10 protein-coding genes, 1 other RNA gene and 7 pseudogenes are annotated in these 23971 nt (G+C 60.0%); 7 read left to right on the top strand and 11 right to left on the bottom strand.

Going from position 1 to position 23971, the window contains the following annotated elements:
• Positions 1 to 57: 57 nt before the first annotated feature.
• The 6 genes and pseudogenes from CES87_RS17495 to CES87_RS17470 all read left to right on the top strand — a co-directional run bounded on the left by CES87_RS17495 (position 58) and on the right by CES87_RS17470 (position 6501).
• A pseudogene (locus tag CES87_RS17495) lies at positions 58 to 2507 on the top strand (heavy metal translocating P-type ATPase).
• 22 nt (positions 2508 to 2529) lie between these two features.
• Positions 2530 to 2748 (top strand): cbb3-type cytochrome oxidase assembly protein CcoS, encoded by a 219-nt coding sequence (ccoS, locus tag CES87_RS17490; protein ID WP_059404569.1) that lies wholly within the window; start codon positions 2530 to 2532, stop codon positions 2746 to 2748.
• The gene (locus tag CES87_RS17485; protein ID WP_128607115.1) at positions 2741 to 3424 is read left to right on the top strand and encodes a sulfite exporter TauE/SafE family protein; all 684 of its coding nucleotides are present in this window, start codon (positions 2741 to 2743) and stop codon (positions 3422 to 3424) included. The genes ccoS and CES87_RS17485 overlap by 8 nt, the downstream gene beginning before the upstream one ends.
• Before the next feature lie 241 nt (positions 3425 to 3665).
• Positions 3666 to 5047, top strand: a pseudogene (hemN, locus tag CES87_RS17480) (oxygen-independent coproporphyrinogen III oxidase).
• Between the two features lie 93 nt (positions 5048 to 5140).
• On the top strand, positions 5141 to 5875 hold the full coding sequence (gene fnr / locus CES87_RS17475; RefSeq protein WP_095197320.1) for a fumarate/nitrate reduction transcriptional regulator Fnr: 735 nt from the start codon (positions 5141 to 5143) through the stop codon (positions 5873 to 5875).
• Between the two features lie 77 nt (positions 5876 to 5952).
• Entirely contained in the window at positions 5953 to 6501 is a 549-nt protein-coding gene (locus tag CES87_RS17470) for an adenine phosphoribosyltransferase (protein WP_128607114.1), read from the top strand.
• Between the two features lie 137 nt (positions 6502 to 6638).
• Here CES87_RS17470 and CES87_RS17465 read toward each other — a convergent pair.
• From CES87_RS17465 to CES87_RS17440, 6 genes and pseudogenes are all read right to left on the bottom strand, one after another.
• Positions 6639 to 7785, bottom strand: a pseudogene (locus CES87_RS17465) (acyl-CoA dehydrogenase family protein).
• A gap of 184 nt (positions 7786 to 7969) precedes the next feature.
• Positions 7970 to 8570, bottom strand: a pseudogene (recR, locus tag CES87_RS17460) (recombination mediator RecR).
• A 61-nt stretch (positions 8571 to 8631) separates the two neighbouring features.
• Positions 8632 to 9664: pseudogene (locus tag CES87_RS17455) on the bottom strand (NADP-dependent oxidoreductase).
• Positions 9665 to 9933: 269 nt separating this feature from the next.
• Complete coding sequence (locus CES87_RS17450; RefSeq protein WP_007933349.1) at positions 9934 to 10272, bottom strand: YbaB/EbfC family nucleoid-associated protein; 339 nt, start codon at positions 10270 to 10272, stop codon at positions 9934 to 9936.
• 67 nt (positions 10273 to 10339) lie between these two features.
• Positions 10340 to 12414: pseudogene (gene dnaX, locus CES87_RS17445) on the bottom strand (DNA polymerase III subunit gamma/tau).
• 242 nt (positions 12415 to 12656) lie between these two features.
• Positions 12657 to 14357 carry a bifunctional diguanylate cyclase/phosphodiesterase gene (locus CES87_RS17440; protein ID WP_128607113.1) on the bottom strand — a complete coding sequence of 567 codons (1701 nt, stop codon included), beginning with the start codon at positions 14355 to 14357 and terminating at the stop codon, positions 12657 to 12659.
• A gap of 295 nt (positions 14358 to 14652) precedes the next feature.
• Here CES87_RS17440 and CES87_RS17430 point away from each other — a divergent pair, with 295 nt between their 5' ends.
• Complete coding sequence (locus tag CES87_RS17430) at positions 14653 to 14967, top strand: helix-turn-helix domain-containing protein (RefSeq protein ID WP_128607112.1); 315 nt, start codon at positions 14653 to 14655, stop codon at positions 14965 to 14967.
• Positions 14968 to 15141: 174 nt separating this feature from the next.
• Here CES87_RS17430 and ffs read toward each other — a convergent pair.
• From ffs to smc, 5 genes and pseudogenes are all read right to left on the bottom strand, one after another.
• Positions 15142 to 15237: signal recognition particle sRNA small type (ffs, locus tag CES87_RS17425), an RNA gene on the bottom strand.
• A 259-nt stretch (positions 15238 to 15496) separates the two neighbouring features.
• Positions 15497 to 16662 (bottom strand): annotated as a pseudogene (locus tag CES87_RS17420) (putative zinc-binding metallopeptidase).
• Between the two features lie 166 nt (positions 16663 to 16828).
• The gene (gene ligA / locus CES87_RS17415; protein WP_128607111.1) at positions 16829 to 19186 is read right to left on the bottom strand and encodes an NAD-dependent DNA ligase LigA; all 2358 of its coding nucleotides are present in this window, start codon (positions 19184 to 19186) and stop codon (positions 16829 to 16831) included.
• Between the two features lie 176 nt (positions 19187 to 19362).
• Positions 19363 to 20223: a cell division protein ZipA gene (gene zipA, locus CES87_RS17410; protein ID WP_128607110.1), complete on the bottom strand. Its 861-nt coding sequence runs from the start codon at positions 20221 to 20223 to the stop codon at positions 19363 to 19365.
• 257 nt (positions 20224 to 20480) lie between these two features.
• Complete coding sequence (gene smc, locus CES87_RS17405) at positions 20481 to 23969, bottom strand: chromosome segregation protein SMC (RefSeq protein ID WP_128607109.1); 3489 nt, start codon at positions 23967 to 23969, stop codon at positions 20481 to 20483.
• Positions 23970 to 23971 lie beyond the last annotated feature (2 nt).

Genomic DNA, 23971 nt, shown 5'->3' with positions numbered 1-23971 from the left:
GAGGCATTCCCACGCAGAGCGTGGAACGATCATCGGATAATGTCTCGTGAAAGCCACATGACCACTCCACTTCCCTGCTACCACTGCGCCCTGCCCGTCCCGGCCGGCAGCCGTTTCACCGCGGCGGTCCTGGGGCAAACCCGCGAGTTCTGCTGCCCGGGTTGCCAGGCTGTGGCCGAAGCGATTGTCGCCGGCGGGCTGGAAAATTATTACCAGCATCGCAGCGAAGCGTCGGCCAACCCCGAAGCGCTGCCGGTGCAATTGGTGGATGAACTGGCGCTGTACGACCGCGCTGAAGTGCAGCAACCGTTTGTTCGCCATGAAGGCGAACTGGCCGAAACCACGCTGTTGATGGAAGGCATCAGTTGCGCCGCCTGCGGCTGGTTGATCGAAAAACACCTGCGCGCCTTGCCGGCGGTGGCCGAAGCGCGCCTGAACCTGTCGAACCATCGTTTGCATGTGCGCTGGGCTGACGCGCAATTGCCGCTCAGCCAAGTCCTCGGCGAACTGCGCCACATCGGCTATGCCGCCCACCCTTATCAAGCCGACCGCGCCAGTGAACAACTGGCCAGCGAAAACCGTCTTGCCCTACGCCAGCTCGGCGTGGCCGGGCTGCTGTGGTTCCAGGCGATGATGGCGACCATGGCCACCTGGCCGGAATTCAACATCGACCTCAGCCCTGAACTGCACACGATCCTGCGCTGGGTCGCGCTGTTCCTCACCACCCCGATCGTGTTCTACAGCTGCGCGCCGTTCTTCAAGGGCGCCATGCGCGACCTGCGTACCCGGCACCTGACCATGGATGTTTCGGTCTCACTGGCCATCGGCAGTGCCTATATCGCCGGGATCTGGACCTCGATCACCGGTGTTGGCGAACTGTACTTCGATGCGGTCGGCATGTTTGCGCTATTCCTGCTGGCCGGGCGCTATCTTGAGCGTCGCGCCCGGGAACGCACGGCGGCCGCCACCGCACAGCTTGTGAATCTGTTGCCAGCCTCCTGCTTGCGCTTGGGCGACGACGGCCAGAGCGAACGGATCCTGCTGAGCGAGTTGCGGGTGGGCGATCAGGTGCTGGTGCATCCGGGCGCGATCCTCCCGGCTGACGGCAAGATCCTCAGTGGTCAGTCGAGCATCGACGAATCGCTGCTGACCGGCGAATACCTGCCGCAACCTCGTACTCCAGGCGACCCCGTCACCGCCGGCACCCTGAATGTCGAAGGCGCGTTGACTGTGCAAGTCCAGGCGCTGGGCCAGGACACCCGCCTTTCCGCCATTGTCCGTCTGCTGGATCGTGCCCAGGCCGAGAAACCGCGGCTGGCGGAAATCGCCGACCGCGCCGCGCAATGGTTCCTGCTGCTGACGCTGATCGCGTCCGCCTGCATCGGCCTGCTGTGGTGGGAGCTGGATCCGTCGCGGGCGTTCTGGATTGTGCTGGCGATGCTCGTCGCGACCTGCCCCTGCGCCTTGTCCCTGGCGACGCCGACCGCCCTCACCGCCGCCACCGGCACCCTGCACAAACTCGGCTTGCTGCTGACTCGCGGTCATGTGCTGGAGGGCCTGAACCAGATCGACACGGTGATTTTCGACAAGACCGGCACCCTCACCGAAGGGCGCCTGGCGCTACGTTCGATCCGCCCCCTCGGCGCCCTCGATAGCGATCAATGCCTGAGTCTCGCCGCCGCTCTGGAAAACCGCTCCGAACACCCGATTGCCCGCGCCTTCGGTCGCGCGCCACTGGCCGCCGAAGAAGTGCACAGCTCGCCGGGCCTTGGCCTTGAAGGGCGGGTTGGCGAACAGCGTTTGCGTATCGGCCAGCCCGGTTTTGTTTGCAAACTCAGCGGTGCCGCCGCGCCATCGATGCCAGATGAAGCCGGCCAGTGGCTGCTGCTCGGCGACCAACAAGGACCGCTGGCCTGGTTCGTTCTTGACGACCGTTTGCGCGCCGACGCGCCGGCGCTGCTGGCAGCCTGCAAAGCGCGCGGCTGGCGCACGTTGTTGCTGTCGGGCGACAGCTCGCCAATGGTTGCCAGTGTCGCGGCCGAGCTCGGTATCGACGAAGCTCGGGGCGGCTTGCGACCGGACGACAAGTTGCAGGTTCTGCAGCAACTGCATCAGCAAGGTCGCAAGGTGTTGATGCTTGGAGACGGGGTCAACGATGTGCCGGTACTGGCTGCCGCCGACATCAGCGTGGCCATGGGTTCGGCCACCGATCTGGCGAAAACCAGCGCCGACGCGGTATTGCTGTCCAATCGCCTCGATGCACTGGTACAAGCCTTCAGTCTGGCCCGGCGCACCCGCCGGGTAATCATCGAGAACCTGCTGTGGGCGGGCTGTACAATGGCCTCATGCTGCCGGTCGCCGCCCTCGGCTGGATCACCCCGGTGTGGGCCGCGGTCGGCATGTCCATCAGTTCGTTGACCGTGGTGCTCAATGCCCTGCGCCTGACTCGCCTGCCGAGCGCGCCTGCGGTCGACACCACGCCAGAAACCCGCCCGTTGCCGGCCTGAGCCGCGCGGGCATGGAGTCCAGATGCCAGCTCTCTACGTGATGATCCCGGCCGCGCTGCTGATCGTGGCCATCGCTATCTACATCTTCTTCTGGGCGGTCGACAGCGGTCAGTACGACGACCTCGACGGCCCGGCCCACAGCATCCTGTTCGACGATCAGGACCCGAACCACACCGCCGCCGTCGACGAGGCTAGCGGCCATCCGGCCAAACCCGACGACAAGGCCCCGCCTCATGCTTGAGTTGGCACCATTGTTGTTGTCTGCGGTGATTCTCGGCCTGCTCGGTGGCGGTCATTGCCTGGGCATGTGCGGCGGCCTGATGGGCGCGCTGACCCTGGCGATTCCCAAGGAACAACGCAGCCGCCGCTTTCGCCTGTTGCTGGCCTACAACCTTGGGCGAATCCTCAGCTATGCCGCCGCCGGCCTGCTGATCGGACTGGCCGGCTGGGCGGTGGCCAATAGCCCGGCGGCGATGTTCATGCGTGTACTCGCCGGGCTGTTGCTGATTGCGATGGGCCTGTACCTGGCCGGCTGGTGGAGCGGGCTGACGCGTATCGAAAGCCTCGGTCGCGGGCTGTGGCGGCATATCCAGCCGGTTGCCAACAAACTGCTGCCAGTGTCGAGCATCCCTCGCGCGCTGCTGCTGGGCGCGCTCTGGGGCTGGCTACCGTGCGGGCTGGTTTACAGCACCTTGCTGTGGTCGGCCAGTCAGGGCAATGCGCTGGACAGCGCGCTGCTGATGCTGGCGTTCGGTCTCGGCACCTGGCCGGTACTGCTCGCCACCGGGCTGGCGGCCGAACAGGTGACGGCGTTGTTGCGCAAACGCATCGTGCGCATGACCGGTGGGGTGCTGGTGATGCTGTTCGGCATCTGGACCTTGCCGGGGCCGCATCAGCATTGGCTCATGGGACATTAGATCGGCGGCGCCCCTTGTAGCAGCTGCCGAAGGCGGCGACCGAGGACGCAGTCCTCGCAAACACGGCACACGCGGTTTCCAGATGATTCGCAGTCACAGGTTTTACGACGGCTTCGCCGCCGGACGCAGCCTTCGGCAGCTGCTACAGGTCGGCGTCTCCTTTGACGCAAATCAAGATCCCCAAATATCACACCCCCTAGACTGGCCCACACTGCCAGCCTATTCCGGGGATGCCCGCATGATGCTCGACGCCATTCGTTGGGATACTGATCTGATCCGCCGTTATGACCTGGCGGGACCGCGCTACACCTCCTATCCGACCGCCGTGCAGTTCCATGGCCAGGTCGGCAGCTTCGACCTGTTTCACGCCCTGCGCGACAGTCGCAAGGCCCTGCGCCCATTGTCGCTGTATGTGCATGTGCCGTTCTGCGCGAACATTTGCTACTACTGCGCCTGCAACAAAGTCATCACCAAGGATCGTGGTCGAGCACTGCCCTATTTGCAGCGTCTGGAACAGGAAATCCAGCTGATCGCCTGTCACCTCGACCCCACGCAAAAAGTCGAGCAACTACATTTCGGCGGTGGCACGCCGACCTTTCTCAGCCATGACGAATTGCGTCAGTTGATGGCGCACTTGCGCAAGCATTTCAATTTGCTCGACGACGACTCCGGCGACTACAGCATCGAAATCGACCCCCGCGAAGCCGACTGGTCGACCATGGGCCTGTTACGCGAATTAGGCTTCAATCGGGTCAGCATCGGCCTGCAAGACCTTGATCCCGCTGTACAGCGCGCGGTCAATCGCCTGCAAAGCCTGGAGGAAACCCGCGCGGTGATCGACGCCGCCCGCACCCTGCAATTCCGCTCGATCAATATCGACCTGATCTACGGCCTGCCGAAACAAACCCCGGAAAACTTCGCCCGCACCGTCGAAGAAGTCATCAGTTTGCAACCGGACCGGCTCTCGGTATTCAACTACGCGCACCTGCCGGAACGGTTCATGCCGCAACGGCGGATCAACAGCAATGAACTTCCGACGCCGACGCAGAAACTGGACATGCTGCAACGCACCATCGATCAACTGACCGCAGCCGGTTATCGCTACATCGGCATGGATCACTTCGCCCTGCCCGACGATGAACTGGCGATGCCCAGGAAGAATCGACCCTGCAACGTAACTTTCAGGGTTACACCACCCATGGTCATTGCGATTTGATCGGCTTGGGTGTGTCTGCGATCAGCCAGATCGGCGACTTGTACTGCCAGAACAGCAGCGACTTGAATCAGTACCAGAACACCCTGGCTTCTGCACAGCTGGCCACCAGTCGCGGCCTGTTATGCGACGCCGATGACCGGCTTCGGCGTGCAGTGATTCAGCAGTTGATTTGCAATTTCAGTCTCGAATTCGTCCAGATAGAACGCGCCTTCAATATCGACTTTCAAGGCTATTTCGGCGAACTTTGGCCGCAATTGCAGTGCATGGCCAAGGATGGCCTGATTGAGCTGGATCGAGAAAAAATCACCGTGTTGCCTGCCGGACGTTTGTTGGTGCGCTCGGTGTGCATGGTGTTCGATGCGTATCTGGAGCAACACAGCCAGCAACGATTTTCCCGAGTGATCTAGACAACTGCGACAAAAGCGCCATGCACTGGCCTCAAAGTCCTGCGCTGGGTTACCCTTACATCTTATGTGTGTTTTCCCACAAGGATTGAAGAAATGTCCGAGCCAGTAAAACTGCGCGCTCATAACCAGGCCCATTGCAAGGATTGCAGCCTGGCCCCGCTGTGTTTGCCACTTTCCCTGAATCTGGAAGACATGGACGCACTGGACGAAATCGTCAAACGTGGCCGCCCGCTGAAAAAAGGTGAGTTTCTGTTCCGCCAGGGCGACACTTTCGACTCGGTTTACGCAGTACGCTCGGGCGCGCTCAAGACCTTCAACCTGAGCGATGCCGGCGAAGAACAGCTCACCGGTTTCCACTTGCCGAGCGAACTGGTCGGCCTGTCGGGCATGGACACCGAGAAGCATCCGGTGTCGGCGCAAGCGCTGGAAACCACTTCGGTGTGTGAAATCCCCTTCGAACGCCTGGACGAACTGGCCCTGCAATTGCCGCAGTTGCGTCGTCAGTTGATGCGGGTGATGAGTCGCGAGATTCGCGACGATCAACAGATGATGTTGCTGCTGTCGAAAAAGACCGCCGACGAGCGCATCGCCACCTTCCTGGTCAACCTGTCGGCACGTTTCCGCGCTCGGGGCTTCTCGGCCAATCAGTTCCGCCTGAGCATGTCGCGCAACGAAATCGGCAACTACCTGGGCCTGGCGGTGGAAACCGTGTCGCGGGTGTTCACGCGCTTCCAGCAGAACGAACTGATCGCCGCCGAAGGCAAGGAAATTCGCATCCTTGACCCGATCCAGCTCTGTGCGCTGGCCGGCGGTTCAATCGAAGGCTGATTCAGGCGATAGCGGCTGAGCGAAACAGTTCAGCCGCCGTTATAATGCGTCGTTTGCAGCCCTGCCAGGACACGACGATGGTCTTCGACTCCTTCGACATCAAATCCCTTATCCGCCCCGTGATCGACTTTCCCAAGCCGGGCGTGATTTTTCGCGACATTACTCCGTTGTTCCAGTCGCCAACGGCACTGCGCCAGGTCATGGACAGCTTCGCCCATCGTTACGTCGAGGCCGATTTCACCCACATCGGCGCCATGGATGCCCGTGGTTTTCTGATCGGTTCGGTGCTGGCTTATCAGTTGAACAAGCCGCTGGTGTTGTTCCGCAAGCAAGGCAAGCTGCCAGCCGATGTCCTGGCTGAGGGTTACGCCACCGAATACGGTGAAGCTTTTCTTGAAGTGCACGCCGACAGCTTGTGCGAAGGCGATTCGGTGGTGATGTTCGATGACCTGATCGCCACGGGTGGCACCCTGATTGCGGCGGCGAACCTGATTCGACGCATGGGCGCTCGGGTTCATGAGGCGGCTGCGATCATTGACCTGCCGGAACTGGGTGGCTCGCAGCGGCTGGAAGATATGGGCATTCCTACGTTCTGCCTGACGCAGTTTGCGCTTACCGATAGATAAGCGGCGTCTACATGGACGCCTTCGCGGGCAAGCCTCGCTCCTACAGGAATTGTGATTGCCGCTGGATTCGGGCACTACATGAAAATCTGTAGGAGCGAGGCTTGCCCGCGAAGGCGTCAGCCGCAACACAGCAAATCTCAAAGCCCCATCTGCTTGCTGATGATTTCGTTCATCACTTCCCGCGTCCCGCCCCCAATCGAAAGAATCCGGTTATCCCGGTACAGCCGCTCCACCAGACTTTCCCGCATGTAACCCAAGCCACCGAGGATCTGCACCGCATCCGTGGTAATCCGGTCCGCCGTGTCGGTGGCAAATTCTTGGCCATGGAAATCTCCTTGATCACGCTCTGCCCAGCGGCCATTTTCGCCGCCTGGCGATAGGTGAATTCCCTCGATACTTCCAGTTCAGTGGCCATTTCGGCGAGGCGATGCTGATCACCTGGAACTTGCCGATGGGTTTGCCGAAGGCTTCACGTTCTCGTGCCCATTTCAGGCTTTCCTCCAGGGCGAGCTGCGCGGTCATGTTGGCCATCAGGGCCAGTGCCAGGCGCTCGCTCTGGAAGTTGCCCATGATGCAGACGAAGCCCATGTTTTCGCTGCCGATCAGATTGCCCACAGGCACCCGGCAATCGTCGAAGAACAATTCGGCTGTGTCTGATGCCCACCAGCCCATTTTCTTCAGTTGCCGCCCCACGGTGAAACCGGGTGTGCCCTTCTCGATCATTAATAGGCTGATCCCGGTGAAACCCGGCTCACCGGTGCGCACCGCGACAGTGTAGAAATCCGCGCGCACGCCACTGGTGATAAAGGTTTTGCTGCCGCTGACCCGGTAAACATCACCGTCACGCACGGCGCGGGTTTGCAGATTGGCGACGTCGGAACCACCGCCGGGTTCGGTGACAGCCAGGGCGCTAATCTTCTCGCCCGACAACACCTGCGGCACGACACGGTCACGGACTTCAGGCCTGGCCCACTTGAGAATCGGCGGCAGACCGATATCCAGTGACCCAAGCCCCGCCACCAGGCCACCCGAGCCACAGCGCATCAGCTCCTCGGTTGCGGCGACCTTGGCGAACAGATCGCCTTCGTGGCTCCCGCCAAGCGCTTGCGGGTAACCGATACCGAGAATCCCCGCCGCGCCGGCCTTGAGATAGAGCTCACGGGGAAAGCTTTCGGCTTCCTCCCACTGATCGATGTCCGGAAGAATCTCACGTTCGACGAAACGTCTGACGCTGTCGCGGACCAATTGGTGGCTGGGATCGAAGTATTCCTGAAAGGCAGGCATCGGCGAACTCCACTGAGGGTTCAGCGAAGTTAACCGAGCGCTTGCTTGGTTTTCAACAGGATTGTGTGAATCAGGGGGACCGAGGCGGGCCCTTCGCGGGCAAGCCTCGCTCCTACAAGGTTCGCGCGAATTACTGTAGGAGCGAGGCTTGCCCGCGAAGGCGTCGGTCGAATCGCCACAATGCTTAGAGAGTGATGGGCTTACGACCGGCAAACGAATGCGCCAACGTCCCGCCATCCACCAGTTCCAGCTCCCCTCCCAGCGGCACGCCATGGGCGATGCGCGAAGCGATCAGGCCTTTGTTGCTGAGCAATTGGGCGATGTAGTGCGCCGTGGCTTCGCCTTCCACAGTCGGGTTGGTGGCGAGGATCACTTCAGCGAACGTACCCGCCTCCTCGATCCGCGCCATCAACTGAGGAATGCCAATAGCCTCCGGCCCAGGCCGTCGAGGGGTGACAGGTGGCCCTTGAGCACGAAGTAGCGACCGCGAAAACCGGTCTGCTCGACGGCGTAGACATCCATCGGTCCTTCCACGACGCAGAGCAGCGTATCGTCACGACGGTTATCGGCGCATTGCGGGCAGAGATCATCTTCTGTCAGCGTGCGGCACAAACGGCAGTGACCAACCCTTCCATGGCCTGACTCAGGGCCAGTGCCAGTCGCGAGCCGCCGCTGCGATCACGTTCGAGCAACTGCAATGCCATGCGCTGGGCGGTTTTCTGACCCACGCCAGGCAAAACTCGCAGGGCATCGATCAGTTGGCGAATCAAAGGGCTGAAGCTCATGGGAAAAAGTCCGACATAACAACGAGACGCGGTTTATACCCGCGCCTCGAATGAGCGTCAATTAATGCTGGGCGACCCGAACCACCAGTTTGCCGAAGTTGCGTCCTTCAAGCAGACCGATGAACGCCGAGGGCGCATTTTCCAGGCCATCGACCACGTCTTCGCGAAACTTCACCTTGCCGTCGCGCACCCACGGCGCCACGGCGCTGGCGAATTCCGGCTGACGGTCACCGTAGTCGTCGAACACGATGAAGCCCTGAATCCGCACGCGCTTGGTCAGCAACGTGCGCTGCAATAGCGGCAGGCGATCCGGCCCGCTCGGCGCTTCGCTGGCGTTGTAGGAAGCAATCAGGCCACACAGCGGAATCCGCGCCTTGGATTGAGCAACGGCACCACCGCATCGAACACCTTGCCGCCGACGTTTTCGTAGTAGATGTCGATACCCTTGGGGCACGCCTGAGCCAGTTCATCGACGAAGTCCGGGCTCCTGTGGTCGATACAAGCATCAAAGCCCAGCTCTTCAACCACGTAGCGACACTTGTCCGCGCCACCGGCCACGCCGACCACGCGCAATCCTTTGATCTTCGCCACTTGCCCGACCACCGATCCCACTGCGCCGGATGCGGCCGCGACCACCAGGGTCTCGCCGGATTTCGGCTGGCCGATGTCCATCAACCCCATATAGGCAGTCATGCCCGGCATACCCAGTACGCCCAGGGCCATCGACGGGCTCGGCAGCCCTGACGGAATCGGCATGATGCTGCGACCGTCATTGATGCTGTGGCTCTGCCAACCGGTAGCACCTACCACCAGATCGCCCTCTTGAAACCTGGGATTGAGCGAACGCTCAACCCGACTGACGGCGCCACCGGTCATCACCTCACCGATTTCCACCGGGGCTGCGTAGGACGGCGCGTCGCTCATGCGTCCGCGCATATAGGGTCCAGCGACAGATAAAGAGTCTTGAGCAGCACCTGACCGTCGGCCAGATCGGGCAGCGCGACCCGCTCCAGACGAAAATTTTCCGGCGTCGGCGCGCCAACCGGGCGCGAGGCCAGGACGATGCGCTGGTTGAGGGTCAATGGATCGGACATGTCAGCGTCTCCTTTGGTCGATGAGTTGAATATAGGGAGCAGACCTTGATGAAGGTATCGCGTTCGATGTTTCTACTTTAAGACCGAGTCGACTTCTTCGCGAGCAAGCCCGCTCCCACATTTGATCTCCAGTATTCACAAAACCCATGTGGGAGCGGGCTTGCTCGCGAAGAAGGCCTCAAGGACAACACATCTCCAACAGCCAGGAACAAAAATGCCAGGCGCGATGCCTGGCATTTTATGTAGCCCATCCGACGCGCTTTAGCGAATCAGAACGGCAGTTTCATGCCCGGTGGCAGTTGCATGCCAGCGGTCATACTGCCCATCTTGTCCTGGCTGTTGGCTTCGATCTTGCGCACGGCGTCGTTGACCGCCGCAGCGAATACCGCTTCCAGCATTTCCTTGTCGTCTTCGCTCAGACCTTCAACCAGGCTTGGGTCGATGGTTACGCGCTTGACGTCATGACGACCGGTCATCACCACGGTGACCATATCGCCACCGGCTTTACCGGTGACTTCGGCGTTGGCCAGTTCTTCCTGCATCTTGGCCATTTTTTCCTGCATTTGCTGCGCCTGCTTCATCAGGCCGGCCATGCCACCTTTCATCATGGTAATCACCTCAAAAGTACTTGGATTAAAACGGCGTCCGGCCCTTTCGGCCGAACGCCTTCAGTTATTAGCCCTGACTGACCAGGGCTTCGACAGGTTCAATAGTATCGTTACGGATCACCGCACCGAACTGCTGCATCATTTGCTGGATGAACGGATCGCCGTGGATCGACTCTTCGGCCTCGCGCTGACGGTCGGCACGACGGCGAGACGCCGCCTGGGCAGGGGTTTCCTGCTCGGGCTTGATCAGCTCCATGCTCAGGGTCAGGGACGCCCGTGGTACTGATTCAATGCTTCGTTGAGGCGACGCTGCTGTGTGGCGTTGAACAAGGCGCTGTGGGCAGGGTCCAGGTGCAACAGCCAATTGTCGCCATCAACTGCGATCAACGTGCAGTTGGCGGCGATGCTGCCGGTCATGCCGGAGATCGGCAGTTTCGGGAACAGCTCCAGCCATTGCAGGGCCAGCCCCGTGGCCGGCGCGGCGGCGGGCTCAGGCTCGGGTTCCGGCGTCGGCTCGGCGGCATGCTCGCTGGCCAGTTCATCGAGGTAGCTGTAAGCCGAATCCATGTCCGGCTCGATGTAGTCCTCGTCCAGCGGCGGCTCGTCGTCCTGATCCATGCCCGGCGTGGCGGCATCGACTTCGGCCACGGACGGTTCCGGAATCGGCGCAGCGGCCCACTCCGGTGCGTCCGGCACTACGCTGTCAGGCGTCGGCAACGGCATCGGTGGCAATTCGGGTTGTTCGCTGGCGGTTTCCAGCACCGGCTCCACTGCTGGCTGCTGGACGGCGGCCGGCTCGATCGGGTCATTCCACGGCAGATCGACAACTTCTTCGACCACGACCGCCTCGACTACAGCCTCAGGTGTCACCACCGGCGCAACCGGCTCAGGTGCGGGAGCTGGCGCCGGAGCAACGACTGGCGCAGGCACGACGGGGGCAACTGCCGCAGCGACTACCGGCGCAACAACGGGCGCGGCAGCCACGGATTTGGCGGAATCAACTGTGGCCTGGCTGATCCCCACTGGCTTTAGCGATTGCCTCGGGGCGTCCGCGGAGTCGGCGGGCCGGAACGCAAGCATCCGCAGCAGCACCATTTCGAAGCCGCCCCTTGGGTCTGGCGCCAGCGGCAAGTCGCGGCGGCCGATCAGGCCCATCTGGTAATAGAACTGCACATCTTCGGCCGGCAGGGCCTGGGCCAGCGCGAGCACCCGGTCACGGTCGCCATGACCATTGTCGACGCCCTCAGGCAAGGCCTGGGCGATAGCGACACGGTGCAGCACGTTGAGAATTTCCGAGAGCACGCCGTTCCAGTCCGGGCCTTGTTCGGCCAGGTGACGGACGGCTTCGAGCAAGGCCTTGGCATCGCCTTCGATCAGCGCATGCAGGACGTCATAGACCTGACCGTGATCGAGGGTTCCGAGCATCGCCCGCACGTCGGCGGCCATGACTTTACCTTCACCGAAGGCGATCGCCTGGTCGGTGAGGCTCATGGCGTCGCGCATCGAACCATCGGCGGCGCGGCCCAGCAACCACAGGGCATCGTCTTCGAACGGCACGTTCTCAACACCAAGCACATGGGTCAGGTGCTCGACCACGCGCTCCGGCGTCATGTTCTTCAGGGAGAACTGCAGGCACCGCGAGAGAATCGTTGCAGGAAGTTTCTGCGGGTCAGTGGTAGCCAGGATGAATTTTACGTAGGGTGGCGGTTCTTCGAGGGTTTTCAGCAGCGCATTGAAGGAATGGCTGGAGAGCATATGCACTTCGTCGATCAGGTAGACCTTGAAGCGTCCGCGACTCGGCGCGTATTGCACGTTGTCGAGCAGTTCGCGGGTGTCCTCGACCTTGGTCCGGCTTGCGGCGTCGATCTCGATCAGGTCGACAAAGCGGCCTTCATCGATCTCGCGGCAAACCGAGCACTCGCCACAGGGCGTCGAAGTGATACCTGTTTCACAGTTCAGGCATTTGGCGATGATCCGCGCGATGGTGGTCTTGCCGACCCCGCGCGTACCGGTGAACAGGTAGGCGTGGTGCAGCCGTTGGCTGTCCAAGGCATTGATCAGAGCCTTGAGCACATGGGTCTGGCCGACCATTTCGCGGAACGAGCGCGGACGCCATTTACGTGCAAGAACCTGATAACTCATCGAAAACCATCACTACTGGGAAGCAGAAGCGGCTAATGCTAGCGGAGCAAGGCCAAAATTGCATCCGGTGCGCTCGTCTAATCTGGCTAAGCTGCTTTTTGTTGCGCCCTGTGGAGGCGGGCTTGCTCGCGAAGGCGGCGAGTCAGTCGACATCAATTTTGAATGAAAAACCGCTATCGCGAGCAAGTAGAATCGTCGACCGCCGCTCCCACATTTGATCTTCATACGCCTGACAATGGAGTTCATGCCACTTGATCCGGCGCCTGCCATTGCGGCGGTACAACAAACCCTGCCACCCACCCCGGAACTTCTGTGGACGGCATTGGCCGGGCAATGAAATAACCCTGGGCCACGTCGCAGCCCAACTGCAACAGCAACTCACCGTGCTCGACGCTTTCCAGTCCCTCGGCAATCACCTGCCGACCAAACGCCCGGGCCAGGCCGATGATCGCGGTGGTCAGGGCACGGTCGTCGCCGTCATGCAGAATGTCGCGCACAAAGGATTTATCGATTTTGATGGTTTGGGTACGTAACCGCTTGAGGTAGCTCAGGGGCGAATAACCCGTGCCGAAATCCTCCAGTGAAAACTGTACCCCCAGTGCCTGACAAGCCTGTAAACAGTCGCCGACGTGCTGGATATTCTCAATGGCGACCGACTCGACAATTTCCAGATCAAGTCGCTGCGGCGCAACCCTGGCATGCCGCGCCAGGACGTTTTTGAGCCGATCGACAAAATCCGCCCGCTGAAAATGCCGCGTCGCGATGTTGACGCTCACCGGCCAGTCGTGCCCGGCTTGCCGCCACTGATCCAGCTGCGTCAGCACCTGATCCATCACCCATTCGCCGATTTCGACGATCAGGTCGGTCTCTACAACCAGCGGCAAAAAATCCCGGGCAGGTACGATGCCGTTTTGCGGGTGCTCCCAACGCAACAACGCCTCGAAACCGACGACTTCGCCGCGACGCATGTTGACCTTGGGCTGAAAATGCACGCGCAACTCGTCGCCAATCAGCGCCTGACGCACCCGCTCAACGGTCTGGTGAGTGACCTTGACCTCTCGATCCCGGGATACATCGAATAGATGAAAACGCTTGCGGCCGCTCTGCTTGGCCACGTACATCGCCTGATCGGCGTGGCGCAACAGGGTTTCGGCATCTTCGCTGTCGCGGGGGAACAGCGTGACGCCGATGCTGGCAAACACATTGATATCCTTGCCATTGAGCGAGTACGGCATCGAGATTGCGTCCAGCACCCGGTTCAGCGCCGCGCGCAATTCCGGCAAGTCCCGTACATAACGCAACACCAGCACGAACTCGTCACCGGCCAGCCGCGCCACCACATCCTCGCTGCGTACGATGCCGCGCAATCGTTTGGCTACTTCCACCAGCAATAGATCACCGCTGGCATGCCCGTAGCCATCGTTGACGGCCTTGAAGCCATCGAGGTCGAGCATGCACACCGCCAAGGGAATACTTTCCTGACGCGAGAACTCCAGCGCCTGATCCAGCAAGTCCGCGAGAAACGCGCGATTGGGCAACCCGGTCAACACGTCATGGCCGACTCGCCATTGCAGGGAATGCAGCAGCTGCCGCTTTTCGCTGATATCGAAACGAATCGACAAATAACGCTGCACGCGTCCGGTGGCTTTATCCAGGACCGGCACCATAGTGCTTTCGACCCAATACAGACTGCCATCTTTCGCACGGTTGCAGATTTCGCCCTTCCAGACGTTGCCAATGGCGATGGTGCGCCACATGCCGGCGAAAAACTCGGCCGAGTGCATGCCGGAATTGAGCATGCGATGATTTTGCCCGAGCAGTTCTTCCCGGCTGTAGCCGGAGACCGCGCAGAATTGATCGTTGACGTGGGTAATCCGGCCGGTCAGATCGGTCTCGGAAAAAATCGCGGCGGCATCCACGGCCCTGCGGTACTTCTCATCCATGAGTCAGACTCGCTGTTGCTAACATTGGCGGCGCAACCCTATGAGTCGGCAACACTCATACCGAAAACCTTTTGCAAGGTATGAGGGCTAACCAAAGACTCCCGCGACGCTGTGAGCGAGCGCCAAGTTGGCTCTATTATATTGATCGAACTTCTGAGAACAGGCCACTAAGTGCCCATTTTTGGCGGCGATTCTACGAAATACATCACATTTTGCAAGACAAGGTGATGAATCATGCCGTTGTCTGTTGCAAAAATCTGTCGTTAAGTTCTTGATTCAAAATGGGAATTGAGCGATGCAAATTTCAAGTTTGGGTCCGGCCATTCGACGCTACCGCAAGGTCGCGGGGCTCACTCAGGCTGAACTTGGCGAAAAAACCGGTTTTGACCCCAAAACCATCAGCCGCTTCGAAACGGGTACCTACACCCCCAGCGTGGACGTACTGTTCCTGCTTGCCGATGTGCTGGGCGTGAAGCTGAAAGCCTTTTTCGCCGATCTGGGCGATGAGGATGAACAGCGGGCGTACCTGTTCGATGTCATACATAAAGCCACCCCGAAGGATCTGGGAAAGCTGATCGCAGCGGTTGACCAGGCCTTGTCCAAGCCTTAGAGCCAGAAAAGAAAAAAGGAGGCCGACTTGTCATTCAACAGGTCGGCCTCCTTTTCATGTCGTTTCACAAATCGGTAACGACAAAAAACCGCCATGGACAAAATCCATCGCAGCGCAATAAAAGTATTTTCAAATAGAAACGCGAAGAGGGTTCGCGTGGCGTTAAGGTGGCGACCCCACCAGCCACACCCCGGCACACAATGTTCCCGCTGTGGCTGCTGCCTTCCGGCTCTGACCAGGTTCACGGGTAATCGTTGCGGGGGACCAATGGGGTCACCATAACGCTGCCCACCTGACGGTGAGCCGCGCCATTGTACCTATCTGAGACGAAGTTACAACCGTTCGCACGGATTAAAAAATATGAGCAGCTTCAATGACATGCAGAACGCAAAAAAGACCTCTGTAGCAGCTGCCGAAGGCTGCGTTCGGCTGCGAAGCAGTCGTGTAGTCAGGCAACTCTTTTTATCAGATATACCGCGTGTACCGGATTGACGACTGCTACGCAGCCGAACGCAGCCTTCGGCAGCTGCTACAGGTCTTGCAGCACCTCATCCGCCCTGCCGCCCTCGCGCTGAATCACCAGATGAATAAAGTGCAGCTTGGCGATTACCGCCGGTGGCAGCACGAAGGGATAAAAATCCGGCTGCCCATGCTGCGCGACAGCTCATTGAGCATGCCGGCCAGTTCGATCCAGGCGTTGACGAACGACAGGAATGCCGCTGCGCCGGGATGTTGTGGGTCGTAGAGGGTATCCGGTGGAAATGGCTGATAGTCGAAGTCCATTTCCCGGGCACTCATGCCAAACCCCAGCGCCGTATCCACCGCGTCTATCATGTGCAGGTAATGCGCCCAGGTTTCAGCCCAGTCTTCCCAAGGGTGCATGGTGGCGTAGGCGCTGACGTACTGCTGTTGCCAATCAAGCGGCGCTCTTTGCTGGTAATGCCGATCCAGTGCCTCGGCGTAGCTGGCGCGTTCATCGCCGAACAACCCGCGGAACAGTTCCAGCCAATCGCTGTTGGCGATCAACCGGTCCCAATAGTAGTGCCCGACCTCGTGACGAAAATGCCCGAGCAATGTGCGATAGAGTTCGTGCATCTGCACTCGAACCTGTTCGCGATGGGCGTCATCGGCTTCTTTGATATCCAGGGTAATCAAACCGTTGGCGTGCCCCGTGGTCGGCGGTTTGCCTTCGAGGTCCACGCCGACGAAATCGAAGGCCAGGCCAGCCTCTTCGTCGACGGTTTTGGGAATCACCTGCAGACCCAGGCTGACCAATTGCGCGATCAGACGCCGCTTGGCGGTTTCCACCTTGCACCAGCGTTCGTGGTTTTCGGCTATCGATAGATCAGGAATGGTGCGATTCAGGCTACAGGCGATGCACAAGGCATCATGATCATTGGCGGGCAGCAACCAATTACAGGCTGCGGGGGAATCGAGATTGGCGCAACGGCGAAACAGGCCAGCCTCGGGATCGACATCAAGTAACCAGGTGTCCGATTGCACACCCGGTTGCAATGAGGACAAGCGACTCTGTTCCGGCTGATAGCCCAACGCCGCCGAACAAGCCAGACACTGACTGTTGCGAAAGAACAGCGACTGCCCGCAACGACAGGGCCAGACCTTGCTGTTACGCGAACTTTCACCAATGAAAGGCGCGGCGATGCGCGAGCTGAGCTGTTCGAAGAAACGGTACATGGCGATCTCTCCCTGAGGCTTGCCAAGACTAGATCATTCCCCGACGAAGATCGTTCCCACGCTCTGCGTGGGAATGCATCCCGTGACGCTCTGCGTCACATACAAAAGCGGAACGCGGAGCGTCCCTGGCGGCATTCCCACGCAGAGCGTGGGAACGATCATGGCATCACACGGATATGCCGTGCGTGCTCAGAAACCCGACAAACGCTTCTTCATCCAGCACCTTCAACCCCAGTTCATTGGCCTTGGTCAACTTTGACCCCGCCCCCGGACCCGCCACCACGCAATGGGTCTTGGCCGATACCGAGCCGGCGACTTTGGCGCCGAGGCTTTCGAGCTTGTCCTTGGCCACATCGCGGCTCATCAACTCCAGGGAGCCAGTCAGCACCCAGGTCTGGCCGGCCAGCGGCAAACCTTCCACGACTTTCTTTTCGCTGTGCCAGTGCATGCCAAAATCGGCCAGTTGTTTTTCGGCAGCTTCGGCCTGCCGACGATTGTCCTCGACCGCAAAAAACTCACGAACCGAGTTGGCCTGCTTCTCCGGCAACGCCTGACGCATGTCCAGCCAGTCAGCGCTGATCACCGCTTGCAGCGAACCGAACTTGTCGGCGAGTTTCTGTGCCCCGCCCGGCCCGACCAAAGGAATATGCAGCTTGTCGAGGAAACCACCCAAGGTCGTACTGGCGGCAAATTCGGCGCCCAGTTCGCCCTGATCCTGAATTTGCAATCCGTGCTTGAGCAGATCGGCGATCACCTGCTGGTTATGCGCATCCTCAAAGAAGCTGTGAATCTCATGAGCGACTTCAAGGCCGACATCCGGCAGGTACGTCAGCACTTGCGGCAGCGCTTTTTGCACCCGTTCGAGCGAGCCCAGCGAACGCGCCAACACCTTGGCCGTCTCTTCGCCGACATCGGGAATTCCGAGGGCATAGATGAAGCGCGCCAGGCCCGGCTTCTTGCTGTCTTCGATGGCGCCGAGCAGGTTCTTGCTCGACAGTTCAGCAAAGCCTTCCAGATCCACCACTTGCTCAAACGTCAGGGCGTACAGATCGGCTGGTGAATTCACCAGGCCTTCATCCACCAGTTGCTCGACACTCTTCTCGCCCAGACCTTCGATGTCCATCGCGCGACGGGAAACGAAGTGAATGATCGCTTGCTTGAGTTGCGCGCCGCAGGCCAGTCGACCGACACAGCGATACACCGCGCCTTCAGTGACGGTCTCGCGGCCCTTGCTGCGTTTGACCAGTTGCGTACGTTCGACGTGGGAGCCGCAGACCGGGCAGCGTTCCGGGATTTGCACCGGCCGCGCATTGTCCGGGCGACGCTCGGTGACCACTTGCACCACTTGCGGAATCACATCGCCAGCGCGACGAATGATCACCGTGTCGCCGATCATCAGGCCAAGACGCGCCACTTCATCCATGTTGTGCAGCGTCGCGTTGGCCACGGTGACACCGGCGACCTTGACCGGTTTCAGACGCGCCACTGGCGTGACCGCACCGGTGCGGCCAACCTGAAACTCCACGTCGAGCAACTCGGTGAGTTCTTCCATGGCTGGAAATTTATGGGCGATGGCCCAGCGCGGTTCGCGGGCGCGGAAACCCAGCTCACGCTGGGAGGCAATACTGTTGACCTTGAACACCACGCCGTCGATTTCATAGGGCAACGCGTTGCGGCGTTCGCCGATATGGCGGTAGTAATCCAGGCACTCATCGATACCGTTCGCCAGCTTCAGTTCATGGCTGATCGGCATGCCCCAGGCTTTGAGCTGTTGCAGATTGCCGATATGAGTGTCGGCGAAATCCGCGGACACCTGGCCGATGCCGTAGCAGCAGAATTCCAGTGGTCGGTTGGCGGTGATTTTCGAATCCAGTTGACGCAGACTGCCCGCCGCCGCATTGCGCGGGTTGGCAAAAGTCTTGCCGCCGACCTCCAGTTGCGTGGCATTGAGCCGCTCGAATCCGGCCTTGGACATGAACACCTCGCCGCGCACTTCCAGAGTCGTCGGCCAACCGGCGCCGTGCAGTTTCAATGGAATGTTGCGCACAGTGCGCACGTTGACGCTGATGTCTTCGCCGGTGGTGCCGTCACCACGCGTGGCACCGCGCACCAGCACGCCATCCTGATACAACAGGCTGACCGCCAGGCCATCGAGTTTGGGTTCGCAACTGTATTGAACCGCCGCGCCGCCGCCGAACAGATCACCGGCCGGCAAATCCAGGCCCTCGGTTACCCGGCGATCAAACTCGCGCATGTCGGTTTCTTCGAACGCGTTGCCGAGGCTGAGCATCGGCACTTCGTGGCGCACCTGGGTGAAAGCCGACAACGCCGCACTGCCCACTCGCTGGGTCGGCGAGTCGCTGGTGATTAGTTCGGGATTGGCTGCCTCGAGCGCCTTGAGTTCGCTGAACAACCGGTCGTACTCGGCGTCCGGAATGCTCGGTTCGTCCAGCACATGATAGCGATAGTTGTGCTGATCCAGCTCGGCACGCAGTTCTAGAATGCGGTTTTTGGCGGCGGTCATGGGTGTTCTCTCATAAAGCAAAAGAGCAGCCGAGGCTGCTCAATTTGTGGTGCGGCGTTGATTCATTGTAGGAGCCAGGCTTGCCGGCGAAGGCGAACTCAAGTACGCCATCGCCGGCAAGCTTGGCTCCTAAAGGGCGTGGCGGTCGCGGCACGAACGCCCACGCGATCCCGAATTCAACGTTTCTGGGTCAGGGCGCGACGCTCGAACTCAACGATGCGCTGACGGTAGTGCTCGATCGTTTGGGCAGTCAGCACGCTGCGCTGATCGTCTTTCAGTTCGCCGTTCAGCTCCTGGGACAGTTTGCGCGCCGCGGCTACCATCACGTCGAAGGCTTGCTTGGGATGACGCGGGCCTGGCAGACCGAGGAAGAAACTTACCGCCGGTGTACTGAAGTGATCGATGTCATCCAGATCGAAGACGCCTGGCTTGACCGCGTTAGCCATCGAGAACAGGACTTCGCCATTGCCAGCCATGCTTTCGTGACGGTGGAAGATGTCCATTTCGCCAAAGCGCAGACCGCTTTCCAAAATGTTCTGCAACAATGCCGGGCCTTTAAAGCCCGCCGCGTCACGGCAAATTACGCTGATCACCAGCACTTCTTCGGCTTGTGGCTGATCTTTTTCGCTGACCGAAGTCGAGGCCTTGGTATCTTCAACAAAATCGTCATCGCGGCTGCTGAAGCTTGGGCCGCTAGCCAGATCGAGGTTGAGGTTCAAGTCTCCCTGGGACGGCTCGCCCCCGCGTTTACCGCGCTTGGAGCCCGATTCACGGGTTTCGCGGGGCTCGCGTGCCGGCATGCTCACCGACGGTAGATCCTGCTCGTCCAGATGCGGTTCCTTATGGTCGTCCAGCACGCGGGACGGGCCCAACAGCTCGGGGCTGGTGTCCTCGTCCGGCAGATTGGACAAACTTCGGTCAAGACGGAATTTCAGTTTTCCCTTGCCGCCGCGCATGCGGCGCCAGCCATCGAAAAGAATACCGGCAATGACAATAATGCCGATGACGATCAGCCACTCGCGCAGACCGATTTCCATGTAATCCCGTGCCTCTATAAAAAATGCTGAAAAATAAGGGGTTTACAACCTGTAAACACCTTTAAAACGTGGCGCCAACTCTATGTTCTGACAGGCGTTTTACCCACGTATACGAAAAATTGACATTAAACTAGCACGACCAAAGGTAACTTTACACCGTCTATAACATTGGCTTTAGCGAATATGTCGATTGGCCAGCAAGTTAAGACCAGTAAATTGTCTTACAGTCGTTCAACACTTGTCCTACAGTCGGCGACTCAGGCATCCACCATCGCCATCGCCTCCTCGACATCCACTGCCACCAGACGCGAACAACCGGGCTCGTGCATCGTGACACCCATCAGTTGATCCGCCATTTCCATGGCGATCTTGTTGTGGGTGATATAGATGAACTGCACCGTTTGCGACATCTCTTTAACCAGCCGTGCGTAGCGTCCAACGTTAGCGTCATCCAATGGCGCATCAACCTCATCGAGCATGCAGAACGGCGCCGGGTTCAACTTGAAGATCGCAAAAACCAGGGCCAATGCCGTCAGGGCTTTTTCGCCACCGGAGAGCAAATGAATGGTGCTGTTCTTCTTTCCGGGCGGCTGCGCCATGATCGTCACCCCTGTATCGAGTAGATCTTCGCCCGTCAGTTCCAAATACGCGCGACCGCCACCGAAAACTTTTGGGAAAAGCGCCTGTAAACCGCCATTGATCTGATCAAAGGTATCTTTGAAGCGGTTGCGCGTTTCCTTGTCGATCTTGCGAATCACGTTTTCCAGTGTCTCGAGCGCTTCCACCAGATCGGCGTCCTGCGCATCCAGATAACGTTTACGCTCGGATTGTTGCTGGTATTCGTCGATGGCCGCGAGGTTGATCGCACCGAGGCGCGCAATGCGCGCTGCAATACGCTCGAGTTCTTCCTCGGCGGCTTTTTCGCTGGCTTCGGCGGTCAGCGTGGCGAGCACACCATGCAGGTCGTAACCGTCTTCGAGCAACTGGTCCTGCAATGCCTTGCGGCGCACGGTCAGGGCTTGCCATTCCATGCGCTGGTGTTCGAGCTGACTACGGATCAGCTGCGATTGCTGCTCGGCCTGGCTGCGGCGTTTCTCGGCATCACGCAATTCGCGGTCGGCATCTTCCAGGGCGATCTGCGCGGTCTTGAGTTCTTCGTCGACGGTCATGCGCTTGTCGAGCAACTCCTCAAGTTTCAGACGCAGCTCTTCCAGCGGTGCTTCGCCCTCCTCCAGATTGAGGCTCAATTGCTCACGCTTTTCGGTCAGGCGCTCGGACTGCATTTCCAGACGCTCCAGCGCCTGGCGCGTCGAATCATGCTGCGCCTTGAGAGAACCCAGGCGCACCGCCAGTTGATGGGCGTGATCCTTGTGCTGCCGTGCCTCCTGACGCACTCGGTCAAGTCGCTCGCGCAAGCTGTCGCGTTGGGCCAGCAGCAACTCGCGCTGCTCAGTGTCCAGCGCCATGCTGTCGAGAGCTTCCTGCAATTGCAGGCGCGCTTCTCCGATGCTTTCGTGCTCAAGAGTGCGTTGTTCGCCCAACTCGGCAATCTCTTCATCGAGGCGGGTGCGGCGCAAGGTCAACTGTTCGGCCTTGGCTTTGCCGGCCGACAATTGAGCTTTCAATTCGCCTTGCTGACGGGCTTCGTCTTGCAGCAAACGACGCAAATGTTCGCGGCCGTTTTCTTGCTGACGTTGTTGCGCCCGCAGGTTTTGCAACTGACTTTCCAGGGTTTCGACGGTGGCTTCAAGCGCTTCGCGATCTTGGCTCAGTTGCTGAATTTCCTGACCACGGGCCAGCACACCGCTTTCTGCTTCACTGGCGCGGCGCACGCGCAGGAAGTGCCGGCCAACCCAGTAACCGTCGCGACTGATCAGGCTCTGCCCGGCGGCCAACTGACCGCGTAGGGCCAGGGCCTGCTCAAGACTTTCCACCGGTTTGACCTGGCCGAGCCACGGCGAAAGATCGATCTGCGCCTCGACCTTGTCCAGCAAGCTGCCAGGCACTCGCACGCCATCGCTGACCGGGCTGAGCAAACGCAGATCGCCTTGGGTAAACCCGGACAGATCGAAATCGTTGAAGTCGTCCACCAGCACCGCTTGCAGGTCGGCGCCGAGCACGGTTTCTACCGCCAACTCCCAACCGGCTTCCACTTTCAGCCCTTCAGCGAGTCGCGGGCGATCAGCCAAATGCTGTTCGCGCAGCCATTCTGCGGTGCCAGTGCCTGGGTCGAGTGCGGCTTGTTGTAAGGCTTCCAGCGAAGCCAGCCGCCCATTGAGCCGTTGCAGATCGCCCTGCGCCTGTTGCTGCGCCGACAGCGCTTGCTGCAATTGCTGGCGCAGTTGTTCAAGCTTTTCAACCTGAGCTTCTTCACTGGTCTGCAAATCCTCGAGGGTCGCCTCGGATTCAGCGAGTTGCTCATTGAGCTCCATGATCGCCGCATCTTCCGGGTCCGCCGAGAGCAAGGCGCGTTCTTCACCGAGGCGCTTCTGGCGATCGGCCAGACGCTCCAGGCTGGTTTCCAGCTGCTGGATACGCGACTGCTGGACTTCGGCCTGACGCCGAGGCTCGGCGGCGGTCAGGTTGAATGTGTCCCACTGCTCCTGCCAGCCGTGCATGGTGGTTTCGGATTCTTCCAGCGCGGCGGCGGCCTCTTCGGCAGCGGCGCTGGTAATTTCCTGCTCCGGGGTGAGTGTGTCCAGCTCTTCACCGAGGGTCAGCAGCAAGGTGCGGTCAAGGCTCAGGTGCGATTCGGTTTCCAGGCGCGAACGCTCGGCTTCTTTCAAGTCGTCCTGCAACTGGCGCAAGCGCTGCTGACCGTGCTGGATGCTCTGCTCGACCCGGGCGATGTCGCCGCCGACCGAATAGAAGCGCCCCTGCACCAGATTGAAGCGCTCGGACAGATCATGGTGCCCGTCACGCAAGCGTTCGATGCTGGCATCGGCGTTGCGCTGCTCGGCCACCAGCGCTTCGAAACTGATTTCCTGGGTGCCGATGATCGCTTCACGCTGGCCAACCTGATCGTTCAGATCCTGCCAGCGCAGGGCCGACAGTTGCGCCTTGAGCTGACGCTCCTCGCCCTTGAATTCCTGATACTTCTTGGCCGCCTCGGCCTGACGGTGCAGGCGTTCGAGCTGACGTTCGAGCTCTTCGCGCAAGTCGGTCAGGCGGGCGAGGTTTTCGTGAGTACGGCGGATGCGGTTTTCGGTCTCGCGCCGGCGCTCCTTGTACTTGGAGATCCCCGCCGCTTCTTCGATGAAATTGCGCAGGTCTTCGGGCTTGGACTCGATCAGCTTGGAGATCATCCCCTGCTCGATGATCGAGTAGCTGCGCGGGCCCAGGCCGGTGCCGAGGAAAATGTCGGTGATGTCCCGGCGACGGCATTTGGTGCCGTTAAGGTAATAGGTGGTCTGGCTGTCGCGGGTCACTTTGCGGCGAATGGAAATCTCCGCGTAGGCCGCGTATTCACCGAGCAGGGTGCCGTCGGAGTTATCGAACACCAGTTCGATGCTCGCCTGACTCACCGGTTTGCGGCTGGTGGAACCGTTGAAGATGACGTCGGTCATCGACTCGCCGCGCAAATTCTTGGCCGAGCTCTCGCCCATCACCCACCGCACGGCATCGATGATGTTCGACTTGCCGCAACCATTGGGCCCGACCACCGCCGCCATATTACTGGGGAAGTTCACCGTGGTCGGATCGACGAAGGATTTGAATCCTGCCAGCTTGATGCACTTGAGCCGCACGC

Source organism: Pseudomonas sp. ERMR1:02, assembly GCF_002277815.1.
Lineage (GTDB): Bacteria > Pseudomonadota > Gammaproteobacteria > Pseudomonadales > Pseudomonadaceae > Aquipseudomonas.
The sequence above is the reverse complement of the archived record's forward strand: the minus strand, read 5'-3'. Positions and strand labels throughout refer to the sequence as shown.